The organism is Paracoccaceae bacterium, from assembly GCA_012103375.1.
In the GTDB taxonomy this organism is placed as follows: domain Bacteria; phylum Pseudomonadota; class Alphaproteobacteria; order Rhodobacterales; family Rhodobacteraceae; genus WLWX01.
Genome location: WLWX01000001.1, coordinates 1,333,550 through 1,346,190 on the forward strand (window position 1 = coordinate 1,333,550; position 12,641 = coordinate 1,346,190).

The window sequence follows — 12,641 nt, forward strand, 5'->3', positions numbered from 1 at the left end:
GCGACCCGTTTCTTGTGCATCACACGGGTGGTGAATTCAGAACGTGAACCCGACCTTGATCCCGGCAGCCACAGCGGTGTTATCTTCGAAAATCCCGGCCGGGGCGGCGATTGGCAGGGCCGTTTCGGCGCTGCCAACCTCGATAAACCGGACGCCGCCGGTGATCTTCATATTGTCGCGGGTGTACGTTGCGGCCAGGCCAACGCTTGCGAAGCCATCCGTCGGACCAAGGTTGTTCACAAATTCACCCAACGGTTCCTCGTACCCGACTGTCGCGGCGACGGACCACATGTCGTTCAGCCGGCGCCCCAGCCCAAGGGACCATGTCACGTAATCGCCGGGATAGGCGACCAATGGCATCGTCGTCAGCGTTTCATAGTCGGCCGGAACAATCGTGAACGCCCCCCATTCGACCCAGCGGACCGAGCCGAAGACCAGCGTATCTTCGGCCACGCCGGACTGGAATTCCAGCTTTAAAGCGTTTCGGCTTGAACCTGAATCGCGAGGGATTCCCTTGAGACCTGATCTGTGATTCATCCTGTTTGGGAGGATGGATCATGTCAGCACCTTTGCCATCTGCGCTTCGGATACGGTTTCAGAGATACATTGAAGAAGGGTTGAGCGGGCGCGCGGCGGCGTTGCGGTTGAAGCTGTCGCCTGCCACAGGCGCGCGGTGGGCGCGTCAGGTGAGGATGAAGGGTCATGCGGAACCTGCCCGGCAGGGACCGCCGCGCGGCAAGGGAAAGCTGGCTCCGCATCGGGAATTCTTTGAGGAGTTGATCGCACAAGACCCTGACATCACGCTCTTTGAGTTGCGTAATGCGCTGGCCGATGCAGAGGGTGTGCGGGTGCATCACTCCTCCATCGCCAACCTTCTGTCCCGGCTCGGCTTCACGTACAAAAAAAGTCGCTGGTCGCCACCGAGCGCCGCCGCGCCAAGGTAAGGCAGCAACGGGCCGACTGGTTCAGATACCGCTCGCCAGCCATTGCGACCTTTCCTGAGCGCGTTGTCTTTATTGACGAAACCGCAGTGAAGACAAACCTCACGCGCCTACGCGGCAGAGCCAAGCGCGGTAAGCGCCTGACGATGGATGCGCCCTTCGGAAGCTGGGGAACCCAAACCTTGATCGCGGGCCTGACCCAAGGCGCGCTGATCGCACCTTGGGTCATCAAGGGAGCGATAGATGGCCCCGCCTTCGCGGCCTACATCCGCGAAGTGCTGGTCCCCGAGATCAACCCCGGCACTGTCGTCATTCTCGACAACCTGGCAACCCACCGGAATAAGGAGGCGACGCAGGCTTTACGCAATCACGGCTGCTGGTTCCTTTACCTGCCACCGTACTCGCCCGACCTGAATCCCATCGAGCAGGCCTTCTCTAAACTGAAAGCCCATTTGCGACGGATCGGGGTCAGGTCCTTTACCCAGGTCTTCGAAGCAATCGGAGCAATCTGCGATCTCTACGACCCAGTAGAATGCTGGAACTACTTTAAGGCCGCCGGATATGTCTCAGGTTAATGTCGAAACGCTTTAAGGCCGACGCTGGTCGCGATGCCGCCCGTGGATCCGCCGCCCGATGCACCGCCCGAGACGCTGCCGCCAATGTCCAGGCTAAGGGCCGGGGTGGCCATAAGCGCGATAAGGGCGCCTCCGGCCATCAGGGTTTTAAGTGCAGTCATGATAATTGTCCTTTCCGTTCTTTGTTGCAGCGCCTTTTCCAAGACGCGCTGACAAAGTCACGGAGGGCTGACGGGAAAAGTTTCACCGCGCGGCGAATTTTTTCCGACGGGCGATTTTCGGGTCGACGCGGGGTCGGATGTTCGATTATGGACATTGTTGCACGTTTAAGGCGAGTGCTTATGCGGCGCGTCCCACCGCAGGCTTGCATCCCGCGACCGTTGGGACAAAAAAAGAGGCCGAGCACAAGGCTCGGCCGAAGTCCAACAGGGAGGTAGAAAGCAGGCAACGCCCGCCTTCTGTGCTTAGAATTAGGCGCCAACGGTCAGTCAATCAAGGGGAAACGGGGCGCGGTCACGCATTTCGGCTATGCCCCTGTTGCATATCTGCCGTAACGTCAGCTTTGGGCTTCCGCCTTCTGGCGCTTGCGATGGGACACGATTTCTTCGGTCACAAAGTCGCGGAACGCGCCTATCCTCTTGGAATGCCTCAATTCTTCGGGGAATGCCAGAAACACGGGAACCTCGGCGCTTTCCAGATCGGGAAGCACCCGGATCAGGTTCGGGACGTCCTCGGTCACATAGTCGGGCAGCACCCCGATGCCCAGATCGTTCAGGACGGCCTGAAGCACTCCGTAATAATTATTCACGGTCAGCGTCGACGAGATGTTGTGCGTCAGCAGTTCCTGAACCAGCCGCGCGCCCGCGCTGACCTGGGCAGATGTGGTGTTCTGACAGATCAAACGATGGTCTGACAGGTCTTCGGGCCGCTGCAGTGACCCCTGAACCTCCAGATAGGCCGGTGTTGCATAAAGGCGCATTCGCACCGTCATCAGCCGACGACGGATCAAATCGGCCTGACTGGGTTCTTTCATGCGGATTGCCACGTCGGCTTCGCGCATTGGCAGGTCAAGCACACGTTCTTCCAGCATCAGGTCGATGTTGAGGTCGGGATATTTCTCGTAAAGTTTCGGCAGGCGCGGGGCCAGCCAAATGGTGCCAAACCCGGTCGTGGTGGTAACGCGAAGCTCTCCGAACACTTCTTCCTCGCTGTCGCGTATCCGGGCCGAGGCTGTGTCCAGCCGCTTGGTCATCGCGACGGTTGCGTCAAACAGCAGCTCCCCCTGTTCAGTCAGGATCAGCCCGCGCGCATGACGGTGGAACAGCGTGGTGTTCAGCGAATCTTCCAGCGCCCGAATCTGACGGCTGACGGCGGATTGCGACAAATGCAGCGTGTCGCCTGCATGCGTCAGGCTGCCAGCATCGGCGACCGCGTGAAATATTCTGAGCTTGTCCCAGTCCATTTTAACCGTATCCGCAAGTGTGAGCGTATGACATTGATACGTTGCATAAGGGGTGCGGGGCGCAGAAAGCAAACATTCTCGTGAGATAATAGTGCTTTGTAGGTCAGGAAAGGTGACCTATAATGATCGGGCCCGAGGAGGGGTTCCCGATGGATTTGAACGACGTCTCGCTGCACGACCGCTTTGATCTGTCGAAATCTCAGGTGTTGCTGAACGGCACGCAGGCGCTGGTGCGACTGATGTTGATGCAGAAGGCGCGGGATCGGGCAGCGGGGTGGAACACAGGCGGTTATGTCACCGGGTATCGCGGGTCGCCGCTTGGCGCGGTTGATCAACAGATGATGCGCGCCGGGGACGACCTGCGCGCCGCCGACATCCATTTCAATCCGGGCCTGAACGAAGACCTCGCCGCGACCGCCCTTTGGGGCAGTCAGCAGGCCGAATTGCGTGGAGAGGGTCGCTTCGACGGCGTGTTCGGTCTGTGGTACGGCAAAGGGCCGGGGGTCGACCGATCCGGCGATGTGATGCGTCACGCCAACATGGCCGGAACCTCTCCCAGGGGTGGTGTGCTGATGGCGATGGGCGACGATCACACGGGCGAAAGTTCGACCACGCTGCACCAATCGGATTGGGCCATGGTCGACGCCTATATGCCGGTCCTGTCGCCCGCAGGTGTGCAAGAGGTGCTGGATTACGGCCTGTATGGCTGGGCGCTGAGTCGCTTTGCCGGGGTCTGGGCCGGTCTGAAGCTGATGAAAGACACGGTCGAGGTGACAGCCGTGGTCGATGGCCACATTGACCGGATGCGTTTCGTCACGCCGGACTTCGATATGCCCGAAGGCGGCTTGCATATTCGGATCAATGACACGCCGGTCGATCAGGAGGCGCGGATGATTGATCACAAGCGCTTCGCCGCCGAAGCCTTCGCCAAAGCGCATAAAATCGACAACCGGGTCTGGGGAAAACCGGGCGCGAAAATCGGACTTGTCGTCGCCGGAAAGAACTGGCTGGACCTGGTTCACGCGCTCGATCTTCTCGGCATTGACGCGGCAGAGGCCGCGCGCCTGGGTCTGACCACCTATAAGGTCGGGCAGGTCTGGCCGCTGGACATGGACAGCTTCCACGACTGGGCGGAGGGGCTGGATCTGATCATCTGCGTCGAAGAAAAGCGCAAACTGATCGAAGTGCAGGTGAAAGAGGCGATATTTGACGACCGCGCAGGCCGCCGCGTCTATGGCTGGCGCAAAACGGCTGGCGGGCCCGAGCTGTTTCCGACGCGCCTGTCGCTGGATCCGGTCTTCATCGCGCGCCGCCTGGGCGACATCCTGATTGAAGAGGGGCGCGGCACAGATCGCATGAAGTCTGCCCTGCAACACCTTGATAAGGCTGCAAAAGCCGATAACGCACCAGAGCTTGCCAAACGCACCCCGTATTTCTGTTCCGGCTGCCCGCATAATTCATCGACCAAACTGCCCGAAGGCGCGCGCGCCTACGCCGGGATCGGGTGCCATTACCTGGTGCAGTGGATGGATCGTGAAACGGTCGGCTTCACCCAAATGGGCGGAGAGGGCGCGAACTGGGTGGGTGAAGCACCATTCTCGACCACGCGCCACGTTTTTCAGAACATCGGCGACGGCACCTACAACCACTCGGGCGTGCAGGCGATCCGTGCAGCACTCGCCGCCGGGACAACGATGACCTACAAGATCCTGTTCAACGACGCGGTGGCGATGACCGGCGGGCAGGGCAACGATGGCGGGCTGACGGCGGACCGGATTGCGCGCGAATTGGTGGCGATGGGCGTCAAGAACCTTGCGGTGATTTTCGATGAAAAAGAGGAGCCGCGCCGCGCCGATTTCCCCGCCGGGATCGGCTGGCATGACCGGGCCCAGATGCCGGAGGTTCAGAAAAAATTCAGCGAATACAGCGGTGTATCGGCGATCGTCTATGTCCAGACCTGCGCCGCCGAAAAGCGCCGCCGCCGCAAGCGCGGGTTGTTTCCGGACCCTGATAAACGTGTCTTCATCAATACGGATGTTTGCGAAGGCTGCGGTGATTGCGGGGTGCAGTCGAACTGTGTGTCACTGGTTCCGGTCGAGACGGAACTGGGCCGCAAACGCGCCGTTGATCAGTCATCCTGCAACAAGGATTACGCCTGCGTGACCGGTTTCTGTCCGTCCTTCGTAACCGTCGAAGGCGGCACCCCAAAGGCGGCCGCCACGCGCGATCTGGACCTGATTGACCTGCCAGAGCCGGCGCTGCCAGCGATTGACGGCACCCATAACATGATCATCACCGGAGTTGGCGGGACCGGGGTGGTGACCATCGGCGCGACCCTCGCCATGGCGGCGCATCTGGAAGGCAAAGGCGTCGGCATGATGGAAATGGCCGGGCTGGCGCAAAAGGGCGGCGCGGTGCATATCCACTGTCGCATCGGGGAAACTCCTAATGATATCAATGCGATCCGGGTGGCTGTTGGCGAATGTGATGCGCTGATCGGGGGCGATCTGGTGGTGTCATCGGGTCCGGGGACGCTGAATCTGCTGCGGTCCAATCTCGCGGGCGCGGTGGTGAACAGCCACGAGATTATGACAGGTGATTTCACAAGGGATCCAAATTTTACATTACCTTCTGAACAATTGAAGTTGTCACTTAAGGCAAAACTTCAAGATCATCTGTCGCTTCTGGATGCAACCGCACTGGCCCGCGTGACGCTGGGCGACACGATCTATTCCAACATGATCGTTCTTGGCGCCGCTTGGCAGCGCGGGCTTGTGCCATTGTCGCGTGCGGCAATCTTTCGCGCGATCGACCTGAACGGAGCCGCCCCAAAGCGCAATCAGCAGGCGTTTGACTCCGGTCGATGGGCGGCGTTGAACCCGGATAAGCTGGCCGATGTGCTGGCCGAGGCGGTGGTCGCGCGGCCCAGGTCGCTGGACCAGAAAATCGCCTTCCGCGCCGATCACCTGACCGCTTATCAGGGGCCAAAACTGGCCACGAAATACCGCGCCCGGCTGGCCGAGATCACCGATCCGCGCCTGAAAGAAGCTGTGGCACAGGGCTATCATAAGCTACTGAGCTATAAGGATGAATACGAGGTCGCCCGGCTTCTGCGTGACACCCGCGCGCAGGCGGCCAGCGCCTTTGATGGCGACGTGAAGCTGTCCTTTCACCTTGCCCCGCCGATCCTGTCGAAAACCGGCCCGGATGGCCGTCCCGTGAAGCGACAATTCGGGCAATGGGTCGAACGTCTCTGGCCCATGCTCGCCCGCCTCAAACCCTTGCGCGGCGCGCCCTTCGACCCGTTTGGGCGCAGCGCCGAACGCCGGATGGAACGCGCTTTGATTGCCCAATACGAAGGCGACCTGGACGAAATCCTGTCCGATTCGGCCCGCAACCCCGATGCCGCTGTGGCCCTGGCTGAATTGCCGCTGACGATCCTCGGTTTCGGCCCCGTCAAAATGGCGAATGTGGCAAAGGCGGCAAAGCGGCGCGAAGAATTGCTGGCAGCCTACCGTGCAGGCCTGACCCCGGCGGCGGCTGAATAGCTGCCAAATCCCCGGATGGACAATCGGCGAACGGCGTCCTATGCCACGCCCACACGTGACATCTCGGCAGGCGAAACATGGCAGTCGGCGTATTCGATTCAGGGCTGGGCGGGCTGACCGTCTTTGACGCGGCGGCCGCACGGCTGCCGGACGTGCCCTTCGTCTTATGGCGTGCGCACCGCCGATGACGTTTACGCGTTGACCTGTGCCGCGACCGAGCGTCTGTTCGACGCGGGCTGCGATCTGGTGATCCTGGCCTGCAATACCGCCAGCGCCGTGGCGCTGCGGCGGATGCAGGAGGCTTGGGTGCCCGACGGCAAGCGCGTCCTTGGCGTCTTCGTGCCGCTGATCGAGGCGATGACCGAGCGCCAGTGGGGCGACAATTCGCCCCCGCGTGAGGTTGCCGTCAAACACGTCGCCCTGTTTGCCACCCCCGCGACGGTCTCCAGCCGGGCATTCCAGCGGGAACTGGCGTTCCGCGCCATCGGTGTCGACGTCGAAGCACAAGCCTGCGGTGGCGTGGTCGATGCGATTGAAGACGGCGACATGATCCTGGCCGAAGCGCTTGTGCGTGGCCATGTTGAGGCGTTGCAGCGCAAAATGCCGAAACCCGATGCGGCGATGCTGGGCTGCACCCATTATCCGCTGGTGAAACAGGTGTTTCAGGATGCATTGGGCCCCGAGGTTAAGGTCTTTTCCCAGGCCAACCTGGTGGCCGACAGCCTGGCGGATTATCTGACCCGGCATCCGAACATGCATGGCCAGGGCGTTGGCGCCTTCCTGACCACCGGCGATCCGGCGCGCGTGTCGGACCGGGCCACCCAGTTTTTGCGACGACGAATTGACTTCGCAGCGGCTTGATTTGCGCTGCGCCGCATTCGCCATTACATCACATTACAACTGACAAAGGGCATCGACATGACCCACCAAATCGCCATCCTTGGGGCGTCCGGCTATACCGGCGCCGAGCTTATCCGGCTGATCGCCACCCATCCGACCTTTGAAATCGCCGCACTCAGCGGCGACCGTAAGGCCGGGCAACCGATGACATCGGTTTATCCGCATCTGCGCCATCTTGATCTGCCGGTTTTGAAGCGGATCGAGGATATTGATTTTTCGAACATTGACATGGTGTTCTGCGCGCTTCCTCATGCAACCTCTCAGGCCGTGATCCGCGACCTTCCTGGCCATCTGAAGATCGTCGATCTGTCGGCGGATTTCCGGCTGCGCGATGCGGCCGAATACGAAAAATGGTACGGCAAGCCCCATGGGGCGACGGCGCAGCAGGCCGAAGCGGTCTATGGCCTGACCGAGTTTTACCGCGATCAGATCAAATCTGCGCGGCTTGTCGCCGGCACCGGCTGTAACGCAGCAACGGGTTTATTCGCACTGCTGCCGCTGGTGCGGGAGGGTGTGATTGCACTGGACGATATCATTTTGGATCTGAAGGCGGCGACCTCGGGCGCGGGCCGGTCGTTGAAGGAACATCTGCTGCTGTCCGAGCTTTACGAGAACGTGAAACCCTATTCGATGGGCGGCACGCATCGCCATTTGGGAGAGTTCGATCAAGAGCTTTCGAAGATCGCCGGGCAACCCGTGACCGTGCAGCTGTCACCGCATCTGATCCCGGCATCGCGCGGGATCGTGATGACGTGTTACCTTAAAGGGGACGCGCAAACCGTTCATGACACGTTGAAAAACACCTATGAGGATGAGGTTTTCATCCAAGTTTTGCCGTTCGGAGAGGTGCCACAGATGAAAGACACCCGTGCCAGTAATTTCTGCCACATCGGCGTTGCGGCGGATCGGATTCCGGGCCGGGTGACGGTGGTGTCGGTGCTGGACAATCTGACCAAAGGATCGTCCGGCCAGGCGATCCAGAATGCCAACCTAATGCTGGGAGAGGACGAGACGACGGGGCTTTTGGCGCCGCCGGTCTATCCGTAACGCCATGAAGGGATTGAAGAAAAAACGCAGGGTGCAGGTGATCATCGTCGCAGTGGTGGCGCTGGCGCTGTCCACTGCGCTGATCGGGTACGCCTTGCAGGATGGCATCAACTTCTTCCGTGCACCCGCGCAGGTTGCCGAAGCCCCGCCGCCGCCAAGTGTGGTATTTCGCCTCGGCGGGTTAGTCGCAGAGGGCAGCCTGCAACGCGGTCAGGGGGAGGAGATTACCTTTGCTGTCACCGACGGTGCGGCCACCATCCCGGTCAGCTATACCGGCATCCTGCCCGACCTTTTTGCCGAAGGCGAAGGCATGGTCGGGACTGGTCGTTTGATTGACGGAACCTTTCAGGCCACTGAAATCCTTGCCAAACATGACGAAACCTACATGCCGAAAGAGGTTATCGACGCGCTGAAGGAACAGGGTGTCTATGTCGATCCGAACGCATCGGAAGCCACAAATTAACCACATCTGACAGAACTGCTTCCCCTCAGCACAGAGGGGTTACTTCATGCAATCTGTCAACGACATCGCGCAAGCCATTGTTTTGCTGGAAGGTGGCTATGTGAACGATCCGGATGATCCGGGCGGGGCCACCAAACATGGCGTCACCATTGGCACCATGCGCGCGTTGGGGCTGGATCTGACCGGCGACGGGCGCGTGACCACGGCGGATGTGAAACGCCTGACGGTCGAACAGGCGCGCGACATTTACGTCGAGCACTATTTCAATCGCCCCCGGATCGCTGAACTACCCGAACAGCTTCACGCAACGGTGTTTGACATGCAGGTCAACGCCGGATCGAACGCAGTGAAGATCCTTCAGCGCCTGCTGAACCGGATGGGCCAGACGATCAAGGTTGATGGCGCGATCGGGCCGCAGACCATCGGCGCGGCCAAAACGGCGGCGGAAAAATCGCCCGACCTGATCGCGGATGCCTATGGGATTGCGCGGCGCAATTATTACTATGCATTGGCCGACCGGCGCGCCAAATCGCGCAAATATGCGCGTCGCCGCGATGGCGGCAAAGGTGGCTGGATCAAGCGGGCGGAAGAATTTATCTCTCCGCGCTTCCACCTCAGCGACGCTGAACACCGGGCGAGGTGCGCAAAATGGGGCTGATCACGCAACTTATGACCCTGCTGTTCGGCGGCGGGCGCAATCTGGTCAAGGACACCGCCGAGGTCTTCACCACCAACGCCGAGGCGCAGGCGGTGCGCGATGCGGTGATGTCCCAGGCGGCGTTGGATCAGTTTTCCAAGGAATTCCAACTGCTTGAACGCAGCCGCTTTGATCGTTTCATGGACGCGCTGAACCGCATTCCGCGCCCGGCGATGGCGCTGGGAACCCTGGGCCTGTTCGCGGCCGCGATGGTTGACCCGATCTGGTTTGCCGAACGAATGCAGGGTGTTGCGCTGGTTCCGGAACCGCTGTGGTGGTTGCTTGGGGCGATTGTTGGCTTCTATTTCGGCGCGCGCCATCAGACCAAGGGGCAGGATTTCCAACGCTCGATGGCGGCCACGCTGGCGCGGGCGCAGCAGGTCACAGACAACCTCGAAGCGCTCAGCGTGTTGAAGCAAGGCGAGGCGGTCGACGACAATCCCGCGCTGGCCGAGATGATCCGCCGCTGACACCTTCGCGTGAGGCGGCGTTTCGCCGCCCCGCACCCCATTGGAAGTGGCGCGCACCCCGGTTAGTCTGCGCCCTATGTATACCGAGCTTGGCCATTTCGCCCTGATCCTCGCCTTCTGCATCGCGATTTTGCAGACGGTCGTTCCGCTGATCGGTGCGCAAAAGGGCTGGACGGCCTGGATGCGCATCGGTGAACCAGCGGCCAGCCTGCAATTCATCCTGATCGCGGCCAGTTTTGCCGCACTGACGCACGCCTTTGTGGTCTCGGATTTCTCGGTCGCGCTGGTCGCGTCGAATTCGCATACGTTGAAGCCGATGCTTTATAAGGTGACCGGCGTTTGGGGCAATCACGAAGGGTCGTTGCTTCTCTGGGTGCTGATATTGGCGCTGTTCGGGGCCTGTGCGGCCTGGTTCGGCGGTGGCCTGCCAGCACGGTTGCGCGCCCGCGTTCTGGGTGTGCAGGGGTCGATCAGCGTGGCGTTTCTGGCCTTCATCCTTTGGACATCGAACCCCTTTGGACGCCTTGAGATTCCACCGTTTAATGGGCAGGATCTGAACCCGCTGTTGCAGGACGTCGGCCTCGCCTTCCACCCGCCATTCCTCTACCTTGGCTACGTCGGACTTTCGATGAGCTTTTCTTTCGCCGTCGCCGCCCTCATCGAAGGGCGCGTCGATGCCGCCTGGGGCCGCTGGGTGCGCCCCTGGACGCTGGCGGCATGGCTGTTCCTGACCATCGGCATCGCGCTGGGGTCGTGGTGGGCGTATTATGAGCTTGGCTGGGGCGGCTTCTGGTTCTGGGATCCGGTCGAAAACGCCAGTTTCATGCCCTGGCTGATTGCGGCCGCTTTGCTGCATTCGGCCATCGTGGTGGAAAAACGTGAGGCATTGAAAAGCTGGACGGTGCTGCTGGCGATTCTGGCGTTCGGTTTTTCGTTGATCGGAACGTTCATTGTCAGGTCCGGGGTGCTGACCTCGGTCCATGCCTTCGCCAATGATCCTGAACGCGGGATGTTCATACTGGCGATTCTGGTGGCCTTTACCGGCGGGGCGCTGGTGCTTTATGCGCTGCGCGCCCATGCCTTGCAGGCCAAGGGCGTGTTTGCGCTGGCCAGCCGCGAAACCGCGCTTATCGCAAATAACGTTCTGCTGGCGGTGGCCGGGTTCGTCGTGTTCATCGGTACGGTCTGGCCGCTGGTGGCCGAGCTTGCCTGGGGTCAGAAGTTGTCCGTCGGCCCGCCGTTCTTCGATGCCGCCTTCACACCCTTCATGGTGGCGCTTGCGATCATCCTGCCCATCGGCGCGATTATTCCGTGGAAACGGGCGCGCTTGGGGCGTGCCGGGCGCAGCCTGCTGCCCGCCCTGATCGCCGCCATTGCCATCGGCGCCCTGGTCTGGACGATGCAATCTGGTCGCTCGGTCCTGGCACCGATTGCCGCCGTGCTGGCCGTGTGGATCATCGGCGGGACCCTGGTAGAGCTTTGGACACGCGCCGGTAAAGGCGCCGCGGCGATGAAGTTCCGGCGCCTGGCCGGACTGCCGCGTGCCGACTGGGGCAAAGCAGTGGCGCATTCGGGCTTTGCGATCACGCTGTTCGGGGTCGCCGCGCTGACCGCCTGGCAGACCGAGGATATTCGCGTCGCGCAAGTCGGTGACAGTTTCGATGTCGGGGCCTATCGGGTCACGCTGGACGCGGTGCGCGAAGACGTGCGCGGCCCAAATTGGCAGGCGACCGAGGCGGATGTGACGTTAAGGCGCAACGGCAATATCGTCGCGCAACTGACGCCCGAGAAACGGTTTTACCCCGTCGCCGGCATGCCAACGACTGAGGCGGCGATTGCAAATGGCGTGTTCCGTGACCTCTATGTCGTGGTTGGCGATCCGCAGGATGGCGGCGGCTATGCGCTGCGCACCCACATCAAGCCCTTCGCCAACTGGATTTGGGCGGGTGCGATCATTATGGCGCTTGGCGGCGGACTGTCGCTGAGTGATCGACGCCACCGGATTGCCGCCGGGGCGCGCAAGGTGGTGCGCACGGTGCCTGCGGAATGAAACGGCTTGCCCTGATCCTGTGCCTGCTGGCCACGCCGCTTCTTGCCGTTGAACCCTCCGAGATGCTGGCTGATCCGGTGCTGGAGGCCCGCGCGCAGGCGCTGGATCTGGAACTGCGCTGCGTCAAATGCCAGTCCGAGGCGATTGCGTCATCCAACGCCGCCTGGGCTGCCGATGCGCGGGTGCTGGTGCGCGAGTTGATTGCCGATGGCAAAAGCGACGCCGAGGTAATGGATTTTTTCGTCGACCGTTATGGCGAGTATGTTCGTATGCGGCCCAAGGCACAGGGTGCCGGGCTGGTGCTGTGGATTGCCGCGCCGCTGATGCTGCTGGGGGGGATCGGGGTCGCCGTGATGACTCTGCGCCGCCGTCGCGCCGCGCCCGAAGTTGCCCAACTCAGCGCCGAAGAACAGGCGCGGCTGGACCAATTGCTAGACCGGTAGGCCCCGTTCGGGCCTTTTGCTGAACTGATCAGTTCACTAAGGTGC

General features: G+C 61.3%; 11 protein-coding genes and 1 pseudogene. 9 read left to right on the top strand and 3 right to left on the bottom strand.

From position 1 onward, the window contains the following. Nucleotides 1-36 precede the first annotated feature (36 nt). Nucleotides 37-537, bottom strand: a complete 501-nt coding sequence (locus GKR99_06885) for a hypothetical protein (protein NKB27284.1) — start codon at nucleotides 535-537, stop codon at nucleotides 37-39. A 20-nt stretch (nucleotides 538-557) separates the two neighbouring features. Between GKR99_06885 and GKR99_06890 the strand changes: the two genes are divergently transcribed. Then, nucleotides 558-1,516, top strand: a protein-coding gene (locus tag GKR99_06890) for an IS630 family transposase (GenBank protein ID NKB27285.1) whose coding sequence is annotated in 2 segments (ribosomal slippage) — nucleotides 558-899 and nucleotides 902-1,516 — 957 coding nt in all. Because the reading frame shifts where the segments join, the coding sequence is not laid out codon by codon here. Here the strand turns inward: GKR99_06890 and GKR99_06895 are convergent. Then, entirely contained in the window at nucleotides 1,513-1,677 is a 165-nt protein-coding gene (locus tag GKR99_06895) for a hypothetical protein (protein ID NKB27286.1), read from the bottom strand. The two genes, GKR99_06890 and GKR99_06895, sit on opposite strands and share 4 nt — an antisense overlap. A 395-nt stretch (nucleotides 1,678-2,072) precedes the next feature. After that, on the bottom strand, nucleotides 2,073-2,978 hold the full coding sequence (locus GKR99_06900; GenBank protein ID NKB27287.1) for a LysR family transcriptional regulator: 906 nt from the start codon (nucleotides 2,976-2,978) through the stop codon (nucleotides 2,073-2,075). A gap of 149 nt (nucleotides 2,979-3,127) precedes the next feature. On the opposite strand from GKR99_06900, the gene GKR99_06905 reads away from it, so the two are divergent. The 8 genes and pseudogenes from GKR99_06905 (at nucleotide 3,128) to GKR99_06940 (ending at nucleotide 12,596) form a co-directional block, all read left to right on the top strand. Further along, nucleotides 3,128-6,526: an indolepyruvate ferredoxin oxidoreductase family protein gene (locus tag GKR99_06905; GenBank protein ID NKB27288.1), complete on the top strand. Its 3,399-nt coding sequence runs from the start codon at nucleotides 3,128-3,130 to the stop codon at nucleotides 6,524-6,526. A 77-nt stretch (nucleotides 6,527-6,603) separates the two neighbouring features. Then, nucleotides 6,604-7,387, top strand: a pseudogene (locus GKR99_06910) (glutamate racemase). Between the two features lie 57 nt (nucleotides 7,388-7,444). Next, nucleotides 7,445-8,473 (top strand): N-acetyl-gamma-glutamyl-phosphate reductase, encoded by a 1,029-nt coding sequence (locus GKR99_06915; protein ID NKB27289.1) that lies wholly within the window; start codon nucleotides 7,445-7,447, stop codon nucleotides 8,471-8,473. 4 nt (nucleotides 8,474-8,477) lie between these two features. Next, on the top strand, nucleotides 8,478-8,936 hold the full coding sequence (gene ccmE / locus GKR99_06920) for a cytochrome c maturation protein CcmE (protein NKB27290.1): 459 nt from the start codon (nucleotides 8,478-8,480) through the stop codon (nucleotides 8,934-8,936). A 46-nt stretch (nucleotides 8,937-8,982) separates the two neighbouring features. Continuing rightward, nucleotides 8,983-9,594: a peptidoglycan-binding protein gene (locus tag GKR99_06925; protein NKB27291.1), complete on the top strand. Its 612-nt coding sequence runs from the start codon at nucleotides 8,983-8,985 to the stop codon at nucleotides 9,592-9,594. Then, complete coding sequence (locus GKR99_06930) at nucleotides 9,591-10,103, top strand: carboxylesterase (GenBank protein NKB27292.1); 513 nt, start codon at nucleotides 9,591-9,593, stop codon at nucleotides 10,101-10,103. The genes GKR99_06925 and GKR99_06930 overlap by 4 nt, the downstream gene beginning before the upstream one ends. A gap of 76 nt (nucleotides 10,104-10,179) precedes the next feature. Beyond that, nucleotides 10,180-12,153: a heme lyase CcmF/NrfE family subunit gene (locus GKR99_06935; GenBank protein NKB27293.1), complete on the top strand. Its 1,974-nt coding sequence runs from the start codon at nucleotides 10,180-10,182 to the stop codon at nucleotides 12,151-12,153. Further along, nucleotides 12,150-12,596, top strand: coding sequence for a cytochrome C biogenesis protein CcdA (locus GKR99_06940; protein NKB27294.1), 447 nt, complete (start codon nucleotides 12,150-12,152; stop codon nucleotides 12,594-12,596). Before GKR99_06935 ends, GKR99_06940 begins: the two co-directional genes overlap by 4 nt. Nucleotides 12,597-12,641: the final 45 nt, after the last annotated feature.